17 protein-coding genes are annotated in these 21629 nt (G+C 47.0%); 16 read left to right on the top strand and 1 reads right to left on the bottom strand.

Translation table 11 applies throughout. From position 1 onward, the window contains the following. Positions 1–105: 105 nt before the first annotated feature. Positions 106–831, top strand: a complete 726-nt coding sequence (locus tag PRUTH_RS18020) for a tetratricopeptide repeat protein (RefSeq protein WP_022944412.1) — start codon at positions 106–108, stop codon at positions 829–831. On the opposite strand, the gene PRUTH_RS18015 is transcribed toward PRUTH_RS18020, so the two are convergent. Further along, on the bottom strand, positions 826–2808 hold the full coding sequence (locus PRUTH_RS18015; RefSeq protein ID WP_151174103.1) for a serine/threonine-protein kinase: 1983 nt from the start codon (positions 2806–2808) through the stop codon (positions 826–828). The genes PRUTH_RS18020 and PRUTH_RS18015 overlap by 6 nt on opposite strands. A gap of 298 nt (positions 2809–3106) precedes the next feature. Here PRUTH_RS18015 and tagH point away from each other — a divergent pair, with 298 nt between their 5' ends. From tagH to tssG, 15 genes are all read left to right on the top strand, one after another. After that, entirely contained in the window at positions 3107–4456 is a 1350-nt protein-coding gene (gene tagH / locus PRUTH_RS18010) for a type VI secretion system-associated FHA domain protein TagH (protein WP_151174102.1), read from the top strand. Positions 4457–4480: 24 nt separating this feature from the next. Continuing rightward, on the top strand, positions 4481–4942 hold the full coding sequence (tssJ, locus tag PRUTH_RS18005; protein ID WP_045980643.1) for a type VI secretion system lipoprotein TssJ: 462 nt from the start codon (positions 4481–4483) through the stop codon (positions 4940–4942). Positions 4943–4964: 22 nt separating this feature from the next. After that, positions 4965–6293 (top strand): type VI secretion system baseplate subunit TssK, encoded by a 1329-nt coding sequence (tssK, locus tag PRUTH_RS18000; protein WP_045980642.1) that lies wholly within the window; start codon positions 4965–4967, stop codon positions 6291–6293. A 23-nt stretch (positions 6294–6316) separates the two neighbouring features. Continuing rightward, positions 6317–7642 carry a type VI secretion system protein TssL, long form gene (tssL, locus tag PRUTH_RS17995; RefSeq protein ID WP_022944417.1) on the top strand — a complete coding sequence of 442 codons (1326 nt, stop codon included), beginning with the start codon at positions 6317–6319 and terminating at the stop codon, positions 7640–7642. A gap of 17 nt (positions 7643–7659) precedes the next feature. Beyond that, entirely contained in the window at positions 7660–11181 is a 3522-nt protein-coding gene (tssM, locus tag PRUTH_RS17990; protein ID WP_045980640.1) for a type VI secretion system membrane subunit TssM, read from the top strand. Continuing rightward, positions 11163–11885, top strand: a complete 723-nt coding sequence (gene tagF, locus PRUTH_RS17985; protein WP_022944419.1) for a type VI secretion system-associated protein TagF — start codon at positions 11163–11165, stop codon at positions 11883–11885. The genes tssM and tagF overlap by 19 nt, the downstream gene beginning before the upstream one ends. Continuing rightward, entirely contained in the window at positions 11882–12658 is a 777-nt protein-coding gene (locus PRUTH_RS17980; RefSeq protein WP_138548373.1) for a Stp1/IreP family PP2C-type Ser/Thr phosphatase, read from the top strand. Before tagF ends, PRUTH_RS17980 begins: the two co-directional genes overlap by 4 nt. A gap of 124 nt (positions 12659–12782) precedes the next feature. Further along, positions 12783–13919, top strand: coding sequence for a type VI secretion system protein TssA (gene tssA, locus PRUTH_RS17975; protein WP_151174101.1), 1137 nt, complete (start codon positions 12783–12785; stop codon positions 13917–13919). A 22-nt stretch (positions 13920–13941) separates the two neighbouring features. Beyond that, positions 13942–14442: a type VI secretion system contractile sheath small subunit gene (gene tssB / locus PRUTH_RS17970; protein ID WP_045980638.1), complete on the top strand. Its 501-nt coding sequence runs from the start codon at positions 13942–13944 to the stop codon at positions 14440–14442. Beyond that, positions 14442–15932, top strand: a complete 1491-nt coding sequence (gene tssC / locus PRUTH_RS17965) for a type VI secretion system contractile sheath large subunit (protein ID WP_045980637.1) — start codon at positions 14442–14444, stop codon at positions 15930–15932. Before tssB ends, tssC (PRUTH_RS17965) begins: the two co-directional genes overlap by 1 nt. Positions 15933–15977: 45 nt before the next feature. Beyond that, positions 15978–17501: a type VI secretion system contractile sheath large subunit gene (gene tssC / locus PRUTH_RS17960; RefSeq protein WP_151174100.1), complete on the top strand. Its 1524-nt coding sequence runs from the start codon at positions 15978–15980 to the stop codon at positions 17499–17501. Between the two features lie 20 nt (positions 17502–17521). Further along, the gene (locus PRUTH_RS17955) at positions 17522–18319 is read left to right on the top strand and encodes a type VI secretion system accessory protein TagJ (protein ID WP_022944425.1); all 798 of its coding nucleotides are present in this window, start codon (positions 17522–17524) and stop codon (positions 18317–18319) included. An 11-nt stretch (positions 18320–18330) separates the two neighbouring features. Then, a complete protein-coding gene (tssE, locus tag PRUTH_RS17950; RefSeq protein ID WP_045980635.1) occupies positions 18331–18822 on the top strand; it encodes a type VI secretion system baseplate subunit TssE in 492 nt (163 codons plus the stop codon). Further along, positions 18819–20645, top strand: a complete 1827-nt coding sequence (tssF, locus tag PRUTH_RS17945) for a type VI secretion system baseplate subunit TssF (protein WP_151174099.1) — start codon at positions 18819–18821, stop codon at positions 20643–20645. The genes tssE and tssF overlap by 4 nt, the downstream gene beginning before the upstream one ends. After that, entirely contained in the window at positions 20642–21625 is a 984-nt protein-coding gene (tssG, locus tag PRUTH_RS17940) for a type VI secretion system baseplate subunit TssG (RefSeq protein WP_052698305.1), read from the top strand. Before tssF ends, tssG begins: the two co-directional genes overlap by 4 nt. Positions 21626–21629 lie beyond the last annotated feature (4 nt).

The raw sequence follows: 21629 nt of genomic DNA, 5'->3' as shown, positions 1-21629 counted from the left end.
CCAAAAACCCAAGCCTTGCTTGGGTTTTTTTATGGCTAAGCTTTGGACCCATACCAATAAACAGGCTAGAATCATAAAGATACGAGCCATACGCGGAGAACACAGATGTTGCGATACACACTATGCGCACTGACACTGAGCAGTGCACTTGCACTCGCGCCCGCAGCACATGCGGGGTTAGAAGAAGGCATTGCTGCGGCCAATGTGGGAGATTTTGAAACCGCCCTCAGCGAGTTTCAATATTTAGCAGACATGGGCTATGCCCCTGGAATCTATCAACTGGCACAAATGTACGAAAGCGGCCACGGTGTAGCCAAGAATCAACGTAAAGCTGCTCAGCTATATCAGCAGGCCGTGGATAAAGACTATGCAGACGCGATGTTTTCCTTGGCGGTCATGTACCAAGAAGGCCGAGGAGTAAAACTAGACTTGCAACGGGCGGTCAGTTTATTCAAAGGGGCTGCCGAAAAAGGGCTGGCTGCTGCGCAATTTAACCTTGGCGTTATGTACACCAATGGCGAAGGCGTTATTAAAGATTACCAAAGCGCAATCGATTGGTACCGTAAAGCGGCAGCGCAAAATTATACCTTGGCTCAGTTTAACCTTGCGCTAATGTACTATGAAGGCCTAGGTGTAGCTAAAAGTATCGAAAAGTCTTATATCTGGAACACCATCGCGGAATACAATGGCAATGACGATGCCAGTACCAGCCGCAAACTCGACGAGAAAAAATTGCAGCCTGAAGAAATTGAGCGGGCAAAGCAAAAAGCCGACGACATCTATGAAAAGATCCTCGCCGGCCGTTATGCTGGAGAAGGTCGTCGCCTATAAGTAAGCTGAGAGTGACTTGTTAATCGAGTCACTTCGCTCTATTAGCTTCTGCGCTGTACGATACATGCGCTTTTGCATTAATGCATGCGCCTTCGACAAATATGCAGAAGCGAGCGACTTCTTCAGTTTTACCATGGGCTGAAAATCTTCTGGCACTTTTTCTGCCAACGTGTTCACTTCTTCTTCCAGTGCAATCAGCTCTTTATGGTCATCCATATTAGTAATAGATACTTCCCAAGCATCAAACTGATCTTGGTAATACGCCGTGGCAGCCTCGTAAGGATACGGTGTATCCGGGTTACTCTCACGTTTATTGAAGTACTGTGCTAGCACCGTCATGGCTTCGCGTTTCGCTTCACCTTGTTGCAATAACTGCGCAATTTGCTGGTTTTGTGCAAATACGGCCTCACCGACTTCGGCTAAGGTATCTAAAGTCGCAACGTCGTCTGCTTCAACGGCTGCTTGGTATTGCTCAAGGTATAAAGTAACTCCAGCTTCCATCGGTTGATAATTAAATTCAGGGGCAATGAAGGCTAGATCTTCAGAAAGCTTAACCAATGAATTGTCACCGCCCTCGGTTAGACGTCCTTGACTCAATAACAAGTCAATTTTTTCAACCACACCGTCGAGCACCGATTGCTGCTCTGTTCGCGTATCTTGAATAAGTTCAGCCAACGCCAGTGAGTCAGGGAAACGAGGTTTGGCTTGATCGTACACGTTAATAATTGCAGTGAAGTTCTTGTATTCTTGCTCTTTATTCTGCCCTGCTAACTTCGCTTGTTGCTCCAACTGTGCCAGTAACTGGGGCTGGTTTTTAACCACCAAGCCTTGTTTTAGTACTTGGTACTGTGGCGGAATTTCACCTAGTTTACTGAATAGGTTACTTGACCCCCATCCCATCCACTGGTTAAGTTGCTCATTTTTGGCAACAGCATTGTCGTATTTAGCTTGCAACAAAGCGTAATCACTTTGCGCTTGGGTATGATAAGTAAATCCTAACCCAGCAACTACAGCTACAGTTGCCACCGCAGCCACTGCCGGCATGTGGTTGACTGTCAATAATTTCGACTTGAGTTCGCTAAAGCTTTTAAACCCTGGTTGCGAAATTGATAATGCTTTTTTCAGCGCGCCCCAACGTAGCATCGGCATCGACGCTGGCTTTTTCAGAGTATAAGTCGCTGGCACCTCATTGGCGGCAACCCGGTCATAAGGGTGGTTACTCGAAATAAGTTCATAGGCGATACACGCGAACGAAAAAATATCATCTTGCGGTGTCGGCTCTTGGCCATCTAATTGCGATGCGCTGGCGTAAGCTGGGGTGTACCCGGCAACACCATCTTCTGCCTGAGCGCCTTGATAAGCGTAAATATCATCGCCACGATGGGCGCGAGCAACACCAAAATCTAGAATTTTTACGTCACCTTGGCTGGTGACCATAACATTGGAAGGCTTCAGGTCGGTGTGCACAACACCGTGGGCGTGCGCATAAATTAGCGCATCAATCATTTGCGTGAGAATGGGTTTGGCGTTGGCAAATTTCATGCCCGTTGGCCGTGAACGCTTGATAATTTGCTCAAGTGTCTCGCCCTCAATCCACTCCATAACGATGTAGTGAATCCCGGCCACGCTTGCACAATCATAAACGCGGACAATATTTGGATGCGATAATTGCTGACAGCGCTGGGCTTCTTTTTTCAACAGCGCCAATGCTTGCTCTGATTCTGCAAACTGCGATTGTAACACTTTAATAACGACGTGATGTTCACCATCGCTGGTTGAGAGGTGTAGGTCTTTGGCGCGGTAGATATCACTCATACCACCTTGGCCGACAAGTTCCTCCAACAGATACCGTGCACCTAATTTCAAACCCTGAAGGTTGGCGCTTTGAGCATTCTTTTGTGGGGCGTTACCTGAGTTTGCGATACCAGCGATTTGCGTTTTATCTTGCTCGCTTGCATTTTGCGGCTTGTCATCCATATTGGCTGTCCTTTAATGCGTTCATCCATTCACTGAGCGTTAATATATTAGATTATTAAATAAAAGGCTATAACAGATTGCGGTTTAAATGACCTTTTATACGGTTCAATAGTATAACCATCAGTATAATTGCAAAAACCACCACAATCTCTTAAGGCCACTACAATGGTTACTTGAACTTATGCCACACCGGAGTAAATGTAGCGCTATTAGATACCGTCACTTTTATTGACAAAATCTAACTTAATATTTATCCTCGTGAGCTATTAACGTCGTCTTATGGAATAGAGTAAAGCAAATGGAAGCGACCTTTAACGTTATCAGCTACCACCGCCTATCCCCTGAAATAGAAACATCAAAGACCACCCAAGATAGCTTGGTATTTGGTCGTTCACAGGAGTGCGACTGGCACTTGCCAGATCCTGAGAAAATAATTTCCAGCACCCATGGCCGTATTGAGCGCTCTGGGTCGAACTTCGTTGTTCATGATTTATCAACAAACGGCCTATTTGTTAACCACAGTGTGACCCCTGTAGGCAAAGGCAATCAACAAGCGTTGCAAGACGGTGATGTGCTCAGTATTGGCGATTATGAAATCGAATTTAAACTGGCGCAAAGCGCCGTCGCCGCGCAAAGCGCACCAGTAGCTCAGCCATCGCAGCCGAGTATACCTGCGCAGCAAGCTGCACCTGCTGCGAGCTCTAATAACGATGATTTGTTTGCAACGCAGATGCAATCCGCAAACGAACTTGACCAATCTTTCCAGATGCCCGGTCTAGAAACACCAGCGAGCGCCCCAGCAACCGGCTCTCAATCCGCAGCCGAAACCATTCCCGAAGACTGGGGGTTAGACTTAGCATTCGGCCAACCTGAGAGCGCGTCCCCTGCGAGTCAGGCAACGCCTGCGGCTCAACCAGAGCCACAACCAGCTCCTGCTCCTACGCCGGCACCAACAGCGCAAACGCAACATAGTATCGCTTCAACCCCAGAGCCAAAAGCGCCACAACAAGCTGCACCACAAGCTTCGGCTGCGCCGCAGCCAGCTCAAGCTCCAGCAGCTGCAGGGCAAGGTGAATTGGCAGCTGCTTTTTTGCAAGGTTTGCAAGTTGACGCGCAGCTTGCGAATGAATTAAACAACGCACAAACGTGGCAACAGATGGGGGAGAGTTTACGACTCCTATTGTTGGGCTTAGTTGAATCACTTAGACAACGCTCCTCGGTGAAACAACAACTGCGCTTGAATCACACTATGTTCCAAGCACAACAAAATAATCCACTGAAGTTTTCAGCAACTTTAGAAGATGTAATCCAGAACTTATACACCCGAAATAGCGCCAGCTTTTTAAATGCTGAGCAAGCTATTGCCGAGGCGTTTAAAGACACTCGCGACCACGATACTGCAATGATGGCCGGGACCGTGGGGGCCATTGAAGGATTACTCGATACACTTTCACCAGATCGCCTGAAAAGCCAAGCAAACGAACAAGGCGGTCTGAAAAAGGTTTTACCATATCAATTAGAAGCGAAAAGCTGGCGTTTATTTAGCGCTATGCACCAAGACATGGAAAGTGAAATTGAGCGCAAAGGCAGTGGCGCGCTCGCTGATGATTTTGTTAAAGCTTACGATAGTAAATTAAAAACGCTTTAGATTAGTTATCCTAGAGGAAACAACATGAACAACAAATTATTGTCCGTATTGGTCGTAATTTTTACCTTAGCACTGAGTGCGTGTACTGCGGTGAATAAGATAGTACCGCCCTCCACCGACGTCACCTTTAATGTCGCGGCTGATATCAACCCAGATATTAATCAACGTCCTTCACCTGTTGTGGTTAAAATCTTTGAGCTGAGTTCACGGACAGTATTTGATAATCAAGATTTCTTCACCCTTTATGAAGATCCTGAGTCGGTGTTGGGCCCTGATCTGTTAAAAAAGGACGAGTTAGAGCTGCAACCTGGAAGCAAACTTGAGTACCCGATGTCGCTAGATAGAAATACGCGCTATGTCGGCTTTGTTGTAGCCTATCGCGATATTGACCAAGCTCGTTGGCGTGCAGTGTTAGCGGCCGATCCAACTGGCTATGATGATGTAACTGTTAATGTTGAGGAAATTGCTGTTTACGCCAAAGACTAAACAGCACTAAGAGGGAATTTACATGAGCGACCACAGCGCAATCGCATGGACCGAGGGGATGTTCTTACGTCCCCAACATTTTCAGCAAGCTGAGCGCAGCATTCGTCGTGCGATCAACCACAGCAGCCAGCATGTCCACCACTACCCGTGGGGGACTGTGTCGTTGGAAATAGACCAATCCTTGCTACCTTTAGGGCAAGTTCGTTTAAGCAAACTGACCGCCACCCTAGCTGATGGCACCGCCGTTGATATGCCTACGATCGACCCGCTACCACAAGCACTGTCGTTAACCAGCGAAGTACGGGACGAAGTTATCTATTTGGCGATTGCCAGTGATAAAACCAATGGCACAAATATCAGCGCTGATGGTGACGGTATGATCACCCGATACCGTTTCGCTGACCATACTTGCGCCGATGTAAGCTTAGGCAGCGATGCTCAGGAATCAGTGCAAATTGCCGCACTGCATAGCCAACTTAAACGCCATAACGATGACCGAGCTGGTTATATTTGTTTGCCTATCGCACGGGTAATCGAAGTATCCGACGAGGGCAACATTAAACTTGATAGCAAGTTTATTGCTCCTACCTTGAATGCCAAAGCGGTTGCGCCATTAACCAGCGTGGTACGCGAAATTCATGGCATGATTAAGCAGCGTGCGGAAGCGCTTTCTGCGCGGTTAACTCAAGGGCAAGCAGGTTCCACTTCGGTGGCTGACTTTATGATGCTGCAAGTGCTAAACAAGTACCAACCGGTGTTTAGTAACTTTGAAAATATGGATATGTTACATCCATTTATGCTTTATAACCGGGTGATTGAATTAGTCGGTGAGCTCAGTACCTTCAGTACCCGTGATAAACGAGTTCCCGAGCTGCCCCATTACAACCACAGTGAGCTGACTGCTGTGTTTGGCAATTTAATGGTATTAATCAACCAAACGCTGAGCCAAGTACTTGAACAAACTGCACTGGAAATACCCCTTGAGAAAAGCAAGTTTGGTATTTATTTTGGCGCAATTAATGATAAGTCTTTACTTGATAATGCTCACTTTATACTGGCTGTAAAAGCGAACCTACCTAACGAAGAAGTGCGTCAGCGTCTACCCGCACAGACGAAAATAGGTAGCGTCGAGACAATTCGCGACTTAGTGAATAACCAAATCCCAGGAATTACTCTTGCGACCTTGCCTGTCGCACCTAGGCAGGTACCCTATCATGCTGGCTACCATTACTTCCAGCTGGAAAAAGGCAATGAGCACTGGCTTAAGCTAAGCAGTAGTGGTGGTATTGCACTGCATATTTCTGGCAACTACCCCGAACTACAAGTGGCACTTTGGGCCGTTAAGGGATAACTAACCAACAGGATACAATCATCATGGACAAGACGATTTTAAAGCCCCGTCCAGGAAGAAGAGGACTGGCACAAAATAATGGCGAGCCAGCTCCTGCAGGTGCTGGTGCTTCAGGCGCAGCGGCTAGTGCAGACACCTCTAGCGGGGATAAGACTGTAGTCAATGTGAACCAGTCAAAGCCTGTTGCTCGAGTGCAAGGGAACGCACCCATTTTTCAGTCCAAGCTAGTCGATTACGGTGCTGATATTTTTTCGCTGACAGTGGCAATCAATCGCATGAGTCATTGCGATGATGTCGACAAGCTTAAACAACAAAGCATTGATGCTGTTAAGAATTTTGAACAATCTTTGCGTAATGAGCACCTCGATAGCCAGCTTATTGAATCTGCACGATATTGCGTATGCGCGCTGTTGGATGAGACCGTGCTCAATACGCCGTGGGGCAGCGAAAGTGTGTGGGTGAATGAAAGTCTCCTATCCATCTTTCATAAGGAAACCTTTGGTGGTGAGTACTTCTTCACTTTACTTGATGAGGCACTGCGCCAGTCGAGTCATAATATCGACCTACTCGAACTACAATATTATTGTTTGAATCTTGGGTTCCAAGGCAAGTATCGTGTCAGTGCACAGGGACAATCTGCGGTCGATGATTACCGTGATAAGTTGTATCGCGAGATAAGCCTGATCCGTGGCACTGGTTCAAGCCAGTTATCGATTAATTGGCGCAAACGCATTGCTAACGGCCTAGAGCTACGCCAGCAATTTCCACTCTGGGTTATATTAACCTTATTTGCTGCCCTCGCCCTGGTAGTTTACACCCTTTTTTCGTACCAACTGAATCGTTACTCCGATAATGTTTTCACAGAGCTTGATGCCTTAGTTCCCTATCAATTAGGCGAACAAACCACTGGTGATAGCATGGAAGCCAGTGTGCTGAACCAGTTGTTGCAGACAGAAATTCAACGTGGCGTGCTCAGTGTTACGTCACAATCTGATCGCGTACGTATTCGTATATCCAGTGAGTCGCTGTTTGATTCCGGCAGTAATATTGTTCGTGCTGATATGAAGCCGATTATTGCTAAAATTGCCCGTGCCCTTGAAGGCACACAAGGTAAAGTGCTGATCACCGGCCATACCGACAACACGCCGATTTCAACGCCTGAATATCCCTCTAATTGGCACTTATCATTGGCGCGAGCAACGCAAGTTGCCAACGCAATGGCGCAAAATGCGTCGTTAAGTGGCCGCTTATGGCCAGAGGGGCGTGGCGAAGCGGAACCAGTTGAAAGTAATGATACCGCCGCACAGCGAGCCAAAAACCGCCGTATTGAAATTGATCTGCTGTTTTAAGTTTCAAGGAAGAGATTGTGTCTATCAAAGAAAAAGCGAGGCTGCTCTCGTACAAACTTAAATCTCGAGTTGTAGTAACAACTTTGGGCTTTTTAGCGCTTGCCTTATTGATATGGTTTGGCGGCCCACTCATTGCCATCGCCGGTGCCGTTCCTTTGGCTTCAGCAGCATGGCGGTTAGTATTAATTTTATCCATTGTCGTCGTGTGGTTGCTAGTGACTTGGTCGAAACGAGTCAAACAGAACAAACGCAATGAACAAATGGCCAATGAGCTCATTGATGGAGATGCTGACGCCAACAGTGATGTGAACGAGGAAATCGACACACTGAAAAAGCGTATGAGTGATGCCATTGATACGCTGAAAACCGCAAAGCTATACAAAAACCAAAATGTATACCAGCTGCCTTGGTATATTATGATTGGCCCACCGGGTTCAGGTAAAACCACTGCCATTAACAACTCAGGCCTTGATTACCCACTGCGTGAGTCCATGGGTATCGACATGATCCAAGGGGTTGGCGGTACTCGCAACTGTGATTGGTGGTTCACCAATAAAGCCGTGCTCATTGATACCGCTGGACGCTATACCACACAAGACAGTCATGCCCGACATGATGCTCGTGCATGGCAAGGTTTTTTGGGGTTATTGCGTAAAAACAGACCATTACGCCCCATCAACGGCGTAGTTATTTCCATGGGCATTAGCGAATTAATGCACCAGACCAAGACCGAACGAAATCTTCACGCCCGCGCCATTAAACAGCGTTTGCAGGAACTGCAAAACCAGCTTGGTATGTCGTTTCCTGTGTACGTTATTTTGTCAAAAGCTGATTTGATTGCTGGCTTTAATGAATACTTTGAGTATTTAACTGAAGAAGAAGCAGAACAAGTTCTAGGTGTCACTTTTGAATTGAATACAGCGGATAATGAACAAGCACCGGTGAATCACTTTAACCGGGAATTCCATGCGCTTATTTCTAACCTTGCAGCCAAGCTCAACCAACGCTTGATGCATGAGCGCGACCCGAAACGTCGTGGCATTATTTTTGAGTTTCCTCGTCAATTGCGTGTACTGCAGGGCATCGCCGACACCTTCCTAAAGGAAATTTTCACCCCTAACGCCTACGAGCAGCTGCCTATTTTACGGGGCGTTTACCTAACCAGTGCGACACAAGAAGGTGTACCTGAAGATTTGTTGGCCCATAAGAAAGGTTACAGTGCTAACACAGGCGGTGAAAGTAGCCGCGCCTTCTTCATTAAGCGACTATTAGAGGAAGTGGTCTTTCCGGAGCAAAACTTAGCCTCAACTAACCGCCACCACGATAAACAGAACAAGTGGATGCGTATTGGTGCAATATCCACCGCTGCTTGTGCCACTTTAGCGCTGAGTATTAGCTGGTATCTTAGCTACTCTTGGAACAAAGAACTCATCAAGTCAACGCAAGGCGCTATTGATGAGTATCAGCTGCTCACGGCTGGCGGGCTAAACGGACAAACCGATTTACTCACTCTCACAAAAGCGCTAAACCGCCTGCGTGACCTGCCTGCAGGATATAGCGACCATATTCCGCTTGCAGACCCATCAGCCGTAGGCTATGACAAAGGCAGCGATCTGAAACAACCATCGGTTGAAGCCTATAAACGGGCACTATTCGCACACCTCGCGCCTTATATGGGCGAAGCGATGACCACAGAGATGAGTGAGCACAAAGAACACTTAGGATATCTGTATGAAACCTTACGCGCTTATCTTATGCTGTATATGCCAGAACGCTTTAAGGCCGAGGATATTCAGGCTTGGTTCGCCGCGTACATTGAACGCGAGATGCCAGGCGATGCATATATTGCCGACCGACAAGCTCTTAACTCTCATATCGCAACGCTCTTAGCTGAAGGCTTTGAAGGTGTCGACCAAGACCTTGCTGCGGTTAAAAATGCCCGTGTAGAGCTGACTAAACTCCCCTTGGTTGATCGCGCCTACCAACGCTTAAAAACCGACTTCATCGACTCTAGCGTGGCCGACTTCAAACTCAGTGATGTGATCAGCTACAACAGTATGTATGCGTTTAGCTTTAAAAGTGGTCGCGACATAAATACAGGGATTCCTGGGCTCTATACCCACAGTGGTTTCCATGGCATTTTTAACATTGAGAAGAAGAAACTATTGAGCAACTTACTGCATGATAGTTGGGTGTATGGTGATAATCTCAGTGAAGTCGGTGACGATGCCAAAGCACGTATAGAGAAAGACTTGGAGTATCGTTATTTCCGCGACTATATCTACTACTGGGAAGAGTTCTTAGATGACTTAACGCTGCGCCCTTACAGCACCACAGAAGAAGGTGTGCGCGTTACAGAAATACTTTCTGGTCCTGAAGCGCCCATTAAGAATATTCTTGCTGCCGTGCAAAAAAATGTCGCGCTCACCAAAATGCCGGTGTCAAAAAACCAAAAAGCAGCTGCGGCTGTAGCGGCTAATGCCGCCGATGTGGCACTGCATAGTAAAACGTCGCGATTAAAGCGCCTACTGCCTAATGAAATGCCAGATATCGAGATGCAACTCCCTGGTGCTGAAGTGGAACAGGCCTTTGCGAAAATCCTTGAGGTTGACCCGGATTCGCTAGAAGATATCCAAACCAACCTGCGTAGCCTTAATCGCTATCTTGATAAGCTCGCCAATGGCGATCAGCAAAAGCTAAGCTTTAAAACTAAAGTCGCCAGTAATACCGATCCGAAATTTATTGCGACACTGCGCTCACAAAGCCGCTCTCTGCCCTACCCGTTTGATAACTGGCTAGAAGGCATGACTCATAATGCCGATCGCATTACCAAGGCAAGCGCTAATCAGCACTTAAATGAGATTTGGCGCTCGCAAGTGGTTCGTGAGTACCGAGTTGCCATCGCCGATCGCTATCCGTTTAATCCTATTTCTTCGCAAGAAGTACGGATGCGTGATTTCAGCCGCTTCTTCGGCCCAGATGGTACATTGGATAAATTCTTCAAGCGCTACCTCGCAGCTAATGTTGATACCAGTACCTCTCCGTGGCGCTTTGAGCGCGATATCGGTGTTAGTCAACGCAGCCTAGCGATGTTTGAGCAGGCCTCGAAAATTCGCCAAGCATTTTTCAGCGGAGGCAGTGATAAGCCCAGCCTACAGTTCGGGTTGAAACCTATCTCACTGGACAAAAAAGTCAGTAACTTCCGCCTAGAAATAGACGGGCAAGCGCTTAACTATCGTCATGGGCCGCTGCGTGTAGTCAATATGACCTGGCCAGGGGACAGTGCAGAAAGCGAAACACGCATCGTCTTTACACCACCAGAGGGCGGGCGCTCAACGAATACCACCTACTCGGGTGAATGGTCATTGTTCAGAATGCTTGACGATATGAGCCAGAAGCGTCCAGAAACTAAGGATGATCATCAGTTACATATCGCTTTAAGCGGTAACGAAGCTAAAGTACAACTGCTACCAAGTAGCACCATTCACCCATTTTGGAGTGCCAACATAGAGAGTTTCAGATGTCCGACCAAGCTGTAAATATGGGCTATTGCGGAAAGGTCCCCTCCCGTGGGGACTTTATCGCGCATCAACTTGAGCGTAGTTTTCAGGTACCTTGGAACGAGTGGTTACAATCAGTGGTGGCGGTAAGTAAAGAGCAGCTTGGTGATATGTGGACTGAGCGTTACCTCACCTCTCCAGTGTGGCACTTTGCCCTATCAAGCGGCGCCTGCGGGGCCAATGCTATGTGTGGCTCGTTTATTCCCAGTGTTGATGCGGTTGGGCGTCACTTCCCGTTTACCGTCGCTGCCATTACCAACAGTAAGCCGCTGGATTGTTATAACAATGACTTTGCAACGCAAGAGTACGAAGATGCGGTGCTCAATGTGCTAGAGGACTCGGTTGATTTGCCCAGCTGGTTTAAATCAGTTAATGAGCAATATCAGCAACCTAAAGCAGACATTGAAGAGCTTTTGCTGACACGCTCTGGCGATCCCAGCAAAGAGTCGTTAAGCGTCATGCTTGCTCCCAGTGCAGACGCTAACACCTTATTACACAATTTACTGAGCTCACGATATGCGAACTATTGTCTATGGTGGACACATGGTTCCTGTTTGGTTGAGCCTTGCTTACTGGTTACGCCCGGATTACCGGCGATAAGCCAATTTTCCGCCATGCTTGATGGACGATGGCAGCACTGGGATTGGAACCATAGTCAAAAATTAGACAGGGAAACTGCATGAGTATTACCAGTTACGCGCAGAGCCATCGAGGTGTAGTGCGAGAGATAAATGAGGATGCGTTAGTTGAGCTTCCACAACATAATGTTTGGGTCGTCGCCGACGGTATGGGCGGCCACGCCGCTGGCGATTACGCCAGTCAGCTAGTTGTTGATGTATTAAAGCGCCACCTCGATAGTGTAGGTAGTGGCAACGTCAATTGTAATGTCATCATCGCGGCATTAGAAGACGCCAATACTCAGTTGTACCAGCACAGCCAAGAAAATATGGATGGTAAAACCATGGGCTCGACAGCGGTGGTGCTATTTCTTCACGAACAAAGCTATTACTTCATATGGGTGGGCGATAGTCGCGGCTACCTATTGCGTCGCGACCGACTCGAGCAGCAAACGCGTGACCACAGTCAAGTGAATGAGCTAGTCGATGAAGGTGTTATTACCGAAGAACAGGCTGCCGTGCACCCACTGTCGAATGTCATTACTCGCGCTGTAGGTGTAGCCCCCGAAGTACAGCCAGAAGTTATGCAAGGCAAGTTACAAGATAAAGATGTGTTCTTACTCTGCAGTGACGGGCTCACAGGAGAAGTCTCTGATCTCGAAATAGAGAGTTCATTATCACCACTGAACATTATTGATGCCGGCATGGCACTTATGCACTCTGCGCTGGTGCGAGGAGCGAAAGATAATGTCACCTGCATTTTAGTGAAAAATAATGAAAATCATGTACAAGAGACGAATCAGTGCGATCAGGGTGACAAAACCGTACCGCTCTTCTAATATTTAACTATTGCCAAAAGATAAATAATCACATTTGTGCTATATAACCTTGTTTTAGGCACATTTATTATTTATCATGCATAAGACGCAATTAAGTTAAGCAATCAAGGGATTTTGAGCGTATATGTCAGGGACCGATCTTTTCGATTTATCACCACTTGTTAACGCTATCAGCGACGAGCAGCCGACCGGGATAGACCCGCGTGAGGACGTATCGCCGACGTCGACGTACTACACGTTAAAAGACTTACGTAACACGCTGCGCGCGGATGAGCGCAATGCCCTCATTGACGATGAAAGTATTATCGCTGTTGCGCGAGATTGGCGACCCTTACTTGAACAAATCCCCGACGTCCTTTCACAACAGTGTAAGGACTTAGAGCTAGTCGCTTGGTACATAGAAGGGCTTTGTCGCTTACATGGTTTTGCCGGTTTAAGTCATGGCTTTGAACTTGCCGCACAGCTGATCGAATTATATTGGGATACCCTCTACCCCACTCCTGATGAAGATGACATTGAAGAGCGTGTAGCACCGATTGTCGGTCTCAATGGTATTGACAGTGAAGGCGCACTCATCATCCCATTGAAGAGCATCGCCATGACCGAAGGAGTCTCTCAAGGTCCATTCTCGTTATGGGAATATGAGCGTGCTGTTGATTTAGAGCGTCTAGATGAAGAAAAGCGAGAGCGCCGAGTTGAAGAAGGTGCGGTATCGCTAGAGCAAATCACGACCGCCGTCAAAGAAACTCCAACCGAGTACTTTGTTGCTCTTGATAAAGAAATTGATGACTGTTTACAGGCTTTCACGCACCTAAGTGAGGCCATGGACGAGAAAGTAGGTTCGCCCCAACCTACCAGCTACATCACTAAAACTCTCGAACAATGTAGAGCTGCTATCAAGCACCTGGCTGGAGATCGTATCGAAGCCGCAAATGCTGTCGATGAACCGGCTGCTGATGATGGGCAAGCAAGCGATAGCGACGCAGCCGATAGCGAAGAACAGAGCACTTCTGGCGGCAGCAAAGACGTTATTCAGGCGAGCATTAACTCACGCCAAGACGCCATAAAACAGCTGCAAAAAATATCCGATTTTTTTCGTAAGACAGAGCCTCATTCGCCCATGTCTTACACCATAGAGCAAGTAATCCGCTGGAGTGAATTAACACTGCCGGAACTACTTAACGAACTGATATCTGACAATGATGCACGCACAGGTTACTTCAAGTTGTCAGGCATCAAAGTCGAAGATAGCGAAACCTAGAATAATCTGAAAGGAGTTCTCGATGAGTATCCATGATAAGTTGAAAAGAGTAAGGAAGCCTCGCGTCCACATTACCTATGATGTCGAAACTGAAGGTGCAGTGGTCAAAAAAGAGCTCCCTTTTGTTGTTGGTGTTGTCGGTGATTTTTCCGGCCACAATAAAGAGGCACTAAAGCCATTAAAAGATCGCCGTTTTATTCAAATTGACCGCGACAACTTTAACGATGTGTTGAAGCGCATGAGCCCAACGTTGAATATTAAAGTTGATAACACTTTGGCCGATGATGGCTCCGAAATTGGTGTTGATCTAGAGTTTAAATCGCTGTCTGACTTTGAACCCGCAGCCATTGTGAACCAAGTTGACCCGCTGCGTAACCTTATGGACACGCGTAATAAGTTACGTGATTTAATGACCAAGGTTGACCGCTCAGAGGAATTAGAAAACATCCTAGAAGACGTACTGAGCAACACTCAAAGCTTGGATAAACTTGCCAAAGAGTTAGACGTTGAGGAGAAAGAATAATGAGCACGGACGTTCAAGAACAACAACAGGAAGGCGTAGAAGAGCAAAGCTTTTCATTGCTAGAGCAGGCAATTGGCGCTACCAAGCAGACTGAAAGCTCACGCGCTCAGGAGCTTATCAAAACCTTAACTGAAGAAGCGCTAAAAGGCACAGTACAGTGGAATAAAAACCTGACTGTCACCTTTAATGAAGCAATAAAAGTTATTGATGAAGCGATTTCTAAGCAGTTGTCGGCCATTATGCACAATGAAGAGTTTCAGAAGCTTGAAGGCTCTTGGCGTGGTTTGCATCACTTAGTGAGCAACTCAGAGACCAATGCCACTCTCAAAATTCGTGTAATGAGCTTGAAGAAGAAAGAGCTGCATAAAGATCTCTCTAAAGCTGTTGAATTTGACCAGTCGCAAACCTTCAAGAAAATTTACGAGTCTGAATTTGGTACCCCAGGTGGTGAGCCCTATGGTGCTATCGTAGGTGACTACGAGTTTACTAACCACCCAGAAGACATTGAAACTTTAAGCTTGATGTCAAACGTCTCTGCTGCAGGCTTCTGCCCATTTATTTCAGCGTCGTCGCCTTCACTGTTTGGTTTTGACTCATGGACAGAGTTAAGCAAACCGCGCGATCTTGAGAAAGTATTTGAATCGCTAGAATACACCAAGTGGCGTTCATTCCGTGATAGTGATGACTCACGCTTTGTGACGCTTACCATGCCTCGTGTGCTAGCGCGTCTACCTTATGGCGAATCGACTAAACCAGTTGAAGAATTTGGCTACGAAGAATTTGACGTCGATCCGTCGACTTCTCGCTCTGGTAATACTGAGCATGATAATTATTGCTGGACCAATGCTGCGTATGCAATGGCAACGAATATGACTCAGGCCTTCTCAAAATACGGCTTCTGTACTGCTATTCGTGGTGCTGAAGGTGGCGGTAAAGTTGAAGGCCTTCCTACGCATATTTTCACCAGCGATGACGGCGACCCAGATCTCAAGTGCCCGACAGAAATCGGTATTACCGACCGTCGTGAAGCTGAGCTAAGTAAATTAGGCTTCTTGCCACTGTGTCACTATAAAAACACTGACTATGCTGTGTTCTTTGGTGGTCAAACTTGTCAAAAACCAAAGGTTTACGATAACCCAGACGCAACCGCCAATGCGGCAATTTCTGCTCGCCTACCTTATATGATGGCAACCTCACGTTTTGCCCATTACCTCAAAGTAATGGCGCGCGACAAGATTGGTAGCTTCATGGAAGCAGAAGATGTGGAAATGTGGTTAAACCGTTGGATCCTGAGCTATGTCAATGCTTCAGAAGGGGGCGGTCAGGAAATTCGTGCTCGTTACCCACTTGCTGATGCAAAAGTCAGTGTTAAGGAAATTCCTGGTGCACCAGGTTCTTATAATGCTGTGGCATGGCTTAAGCCATGGCTACAAATGGAAGAGTTAACCACCTCTTTACGTTTGGTAGCAAAAATTCCAGAGGTGGGCTAAGCCCTCCTCTTTACAAACTCAGTATTTTTGCAAAGGATGATGTGAATGAGTGCTGGTGAGTTTTCATTTGTTAGTCAGGATGTGTTCGAGCAGCAGCAGGAATCTGCTTCTCGACGCCTGCCAAATGATGTCTTTATGGAGCGCTTCGTGCGCCAAAAAGATGCAACTCATGCACTGCTTTTGTGGCTTGAAAACGCCCCTGATGCTCCATTGCAACGCAGCAATGAAAAAGTGGGGGCTTATTTAAGTCGCACTATCGCACTGATTGATGAGCTGTTACAAAAGCAGCTCAATATCATCCTTCATCACCCCAAGTTTCAAGCGCTCGAGTCCAGTTGGCGTAATGTTAAATACCTCACAGAAGAGGCGGAGCAATACGACAAAGATGGTAAAGTCAAAATCAAGCTACTAAATTGTAGTTGGCAAACGCTGACCAAAGATGTCAGCAAAGCCACTGATTTCGACCAAAGCGACTTTTTTAAACAAATTTATTCCAACGAGTATGATAATCCAGGCGGTGAACCTTTTGGTGTCATCATCGGAGATTATCGTATTTCTCATAAGCCACGACCTGGCGTTGCTGGTAACGATATCGATACCTTGCAAGAAATTGTGCGCACGTGCGCGGCTGCTTTCTCGCCCTTCATTACCTCTGCAGAAGCAAATATGTTTGGCGTTGATAACTTTTCCGAACTCGGCTTTCACGTTGACTTGAGCTCCCAATTCGAGCAAATCGAATATATTAAGTGGCGAAAGCTGCGCAATATGGAAGATGCTCGGTTTTTAGGGATAGCCGTGCCTCGCGTGCTAATGCGTGCCCCGTATGTTGAAGATGGTCAGCGTAGTGAGGGATTCAAATTTCGTGAGGTCATTAATAACCCCGATGAAGATAACCTCTGGGGCAATGCCGCTTACCCGTTTGCAGCAACGCTTATTCGTGCCTTTTGCAATTCAGGTTGGTTCGGACAAATTCGTGGAATGCAGCCTGGTCAAACTAACCAGGGAGTTGTAACGAACCTAGCACAGAGCCCTTTTGAAACGGACTTGTATCAAAAACAGCCGAAGCCTCCCGTTGATTTACTGATTACTGACCGAGCCGAGAAAGCACTCTCTGATAGCGGCTTTATTCCGCTTTCGCCACTGAGTAAAAGCGGCAACTTGGTGTTTTTCAGTAATGCATCTGCCCAGCAACCGGCCAACTACGATAGCGTTGCTGCGCGTATTAACGCCAAGCTGTCCTCGATGATGCAATATATTTTATGTGTTTCGCGCTTTGCTCACTACATCAAGGTGATGGGCCGTGACCGAATTGGTTCTTATGCGACTCCACAAGCCTGTGAGCGAGACCTGCAGTCGTGGATAAATAATTACACCACCGCATCAGACTCTGCGTCTGATGAAGTGCGCTCTCGTTACCCGCTTTCGAGCGCCCGGGTCAATGTTAAGGAACACCAGGCCAAACCTGGACATTATTACTCAGTGATGCAGCTTCAGCCCCACTTTCAGCTAGACCAGATGGTGTCTAGCATCAAGTTAGTGACCGAGCTCTCACCCACTCACTACGAATAAGGCAAATAGACAGGATTACTATGAAGGAAATATTCGATTACATTCAACAAGGCAAGCTACTTGAAGCGATCAGCTACTGTGAGCAACAGTTGAAAGATGATCCCGTGAACTTTGATATACGCAGCCAATTCATAGAGTTGCTTTGCCTTAACAATGAGCTTGAGCGCGCTGATAAACAGCTTGACTACATGGTTCAGAAAAACCCTGATTTTGCTGTTGGTGCTATGAACTTGCGTCAATTAGTACGTGCTGAGCAAGCGCGTCAAGACTTTTATCAAGGTAAAGCTGCACCAAAACTATTTCATGATAACGATGACCTAGATGCTATTTTCTTGGAGCTACGTATCGCCTTAAACGAAGGCGATAGTGATACTGCACAGCGCCTAGCCAAACAGCTCGAAGAGCAGCGTGCCAACCCTACCCTAGCGATCAATGACGCTCCTTGTACTGATTTTAGAGATCTTGATGATAGCCTGAATAACTACATCGAACTGCTCGGCACCAATGGCGAGTTTTACCTCGCTCGCAGTGAAGAAATTCTCAGCATCGAGTTTAAACAACCCGAGTCACTGGTTGAGCACCTTTGGTTGCGCGTCGAAATTGATATTAAAGATGGTCCAAGCGGAGAAGCTCATATTCCTGCTATCTACGGTGGTGATAACAATGAAATCGAGCGTTTGGGACAAGCGACAGAATGGCAACAGTTAGGTGACGAGCTGTACATAGGTCGCGGTCTGAAAATGTGGTTTGTTGATGGTGAAGCCGTGGCTATTAATCAAATCACCACGGTGGCTCAACAATCTGAGCAAGCGGCCTAAAGGAATAAACGATGCGCGTTCGCAGTGACCATCAGCTACAAGCTTCTATTTTAGACAGACTCATCGATGATGAGCCTGATAATCAGCTGAGCACTAGCCGTGGAATGGCAATTAATCTAAAGACTCTGCGCGCCAGTGTGCGCCGAGACTTAGAAGCGTTGCTGAACGCGCGGATCCATTGGCATACGTGGCCAAGACAGTATGAAGAGCTTGCCACCTCAGTGTTGACCTACGGCTTGCCTGATTTTTCAAACATGCCTGTTAGCAGCACCGAAGGCCGGGAGCTACTGTGCCAAAAAGTGCGCGACACGATTTTACGCTTCGAACCTCGCTTTATTGAGGTCGAAGTGAGCTGCCTAGAAGATGACTTGCCGCTGGATAGAATCATGCGTTTGCGCATCAATGCGCTGCTTTGGGCAGAGCCAGAACCAGAGCTCATTAGTTTTGACTCAGAAGTGGAACCGATTAATTTGGGAATGACAGTCCAAGAGACCAGCTTATGAATGACGAATTACTAAAGTATTATAATCGTGAACTGGCCTATATTCGTCATATGGGGGCCGACTTTGCCGACAAATATCCAAAGATTGCCGGGCGTTTAAAGCTTTCTGAAGAACAGATTGAAGACCCGCATGTATCGCGCTTGGTTGAGTCTTTTGCATTTATGACTGCACAGATCAGGCAAAAACTAGACGACAGCTTCCCAGAATTAACTGACGCCTTGATGGGTCAGCTCTACCCTGATTATCAAGCCCCTATCCCGTCAATGTCTGTCATTAAGATGACTACTGAGAACCTTTCAACAACCGGGGTGGTGCTACCGCGCGGCAGTGATGTTGAGTCTGATGTTGAAGGTATGAAAACCTGTCACTTTCGCACCTGCTATGACAGTTATTTATGGCCGGTCGAAGTTAATAACGCGCAGTTTAACAACGCCCCTTTTAGTGCTCCGCGCCCAATTTGGTCTACCACTGCCAAGTCTGTAGTAAAAATTGAACTACAGGGTGAATACAAAGAGGTCGGCCTTAAAGAAACCGAATTAAACAAGCTACGGTTTTATATTAATGGTCAGTGGCACCATAGTTTGAGCATTTATGAATTACTCTTTAAAAGTGCTATTGGCTTTGCCATCGAGGCTGAGGGTCATGAAGCTAAATTCTTCTCAACGCGTCACCTGCAAGAGGTTGGTTTTAGCGACCAACACGCCACCATTCCCTACAGCGACAAATCAGCGACTGGCTATCGCCTGTTGGCAGAGAACTTTATTTTCCCTGAGAAGTTTCTATTCTTCGACTTAGAGGATATCAACCAGTTTCTACCTGAAGATAAAGCAAACTGTAATCTGTACATCTACTTCGATGAAAGCTCTCAAGAGCTTGAGAAACAACTCGGTAAGCAACATTTTCAACTCGGCTGCACGCCCATTGTTAACCTGTTTGAACAGGAACTAGAGCCTGTTCGCGTATCACTCAGCCAGTACGAGTACAAACTGGTACCGCGCTATATGGACGCGGATATCTCAGAAGTGATTCAAGTTGGTGAAGTCAACGCCTACGACCACAAAGATAACAGTTATCAGGTAACACCTTTTTATGGGCAAACTCACCCGGCTTATCGCGATCAAGATCGACTTTTTTGGCATATCCGCCGAGAGTCTGCATATTGGGCTGGCGGATTTACCGAGCAAGGCACCGACACCTTTTTCAGCTTGGTTGATAGAGAGTTTGAACATTTTGAGCCAGACAGCGAGCATGAAAGTTGGTTAGTTACAATAAAAGCACTGTGCAGTAACCGCAACTTACCGGCCAATTTGCCTTTCGGCGGTGATGAACCGCAGATGCTCGTACCTGAGCGTGCGGATATTATAAAGAAAGTCCGTTGTTTAGTTGCTCCCACGCATGCAGTTCGCCCTGAGCTTAGCGATGCTACACGGTGGCAGTTAGTGTCCCACTTGTCTTTGGACTATTTCTCTGGCCCTGATGCGCTTCGCAAGTTAAAAGAAACGTTACGCCTGTATGATTTTAAGAATGCACCTGAATCGAAAGCGCTTATCGACAATATCCATGGTGTCAATATTGAGATGACCTCGGCGCGGCTTGTGCAAGGTGGGCGTACGTGTTTTGCCAGTGGCAGCGCTATTACGTTGACCTTTGCAAAGGATGACTTTTCCGGCAGCGGCATGTTCTTTTTTGCTTCGGTGTTAAATCATTTCTTCGCGCAATTTGCCGCCATTAATAGTTTTACTCAGTTGCGGATACGTTTTAAAGATCAAGACAGTATTTATCATAGCTGGCCTCCTCGCTCGGGTAAGGTGCCGCTGTTATGAGTATCGATAGCTTATATAAAACCCCCGGCCAATTTGACTTCTATCAAGCGGTGTTTATGTTGCAAAACCGTGCTGGAAGTCGTGGTCAGAAAGTAGGAGCTGATGCCTTACCTAACCAAGAGTTAGTGCGGTTCAAGTCTGTACAGCACTTAGGCTTTCCCGGCTCCCCTGTTGCTAAAGTCAAACCAGTCGCTTGCGAACAAGGCGGACAGTATCATCAAGTGGATGTGACTTTTATGGGGCTCACAGGCCCAAGCGGAGCGCTGCCTCAGCACTACAGTGAACTGGTGCTTTCTCGTATTAAGCAAAAAGACACCACAATGGTGGACTTTTACGACATGTTTAATCATCGCTTGGTGTCTTTGTATTACCGCGCCTGGGAGAAATATCGCCAAGCAATCAATTACTCTACGCATAGTGAGCATTTTGACCCATTTACTCGCGTATTAGGTCACCTCAGTGGCGGCAATGCACCTTACCGTTTGCATATGGCGGGTTTATTTAGCCGCCGAGTGCGCAGCGCGGTACAGCTAGAGCGTTTGCTCACTCACTATTTAGAACTAGATGTCGACGTAAAACAATTTGTCGGTACCTGGCGACCATTAGCGTCATCAGAGCAGACACGCTTAGGGACAAGAGAAAACCCCGAAGGGCAATTTGCTCGCCTTGGCTCTGAGGCTGCGGCCGGTAAATCCGTATGGGATGTAAATAGCGCCATTGATATTACCTTCCATTGTAAAGATAAAGCCAAAGCACGCGCGCTGTTACCACAAGGCCCGTTAAATGGATTGCTCAAAGATATGCTCCATAGCTATTTAGGCTATGCCGTCAAAGCTAACATTAATGTAAAAACGCAATTAAAAAACCTACCTGTTATGAGGTTGGGACAACAGTCTTCAGCCTTGGGCCATGGGGGCGTAACCCTCGCTCGGGAACGGGTACTATCGCGTGATGTTTGTATTCAATTACGCGGACAATAAGGAA

The organism is Pseudoalteromonas ruthenica (assembly GCF_008808095.1).
GTDB classification, from domain to species: domain Bacteria; phylum Pseudomonadota; class Gammaproteobacteria; order Enterobacterales; family Alteromonadaceae; genus Pseudoalteromonas; species Pseudoalteromonas ruthenica.
The sequence above is the reverse complement of the archived record's forward strand: the minus strand, read 5'-3'. Positions and strand labels throughout refer to the sequence as shown.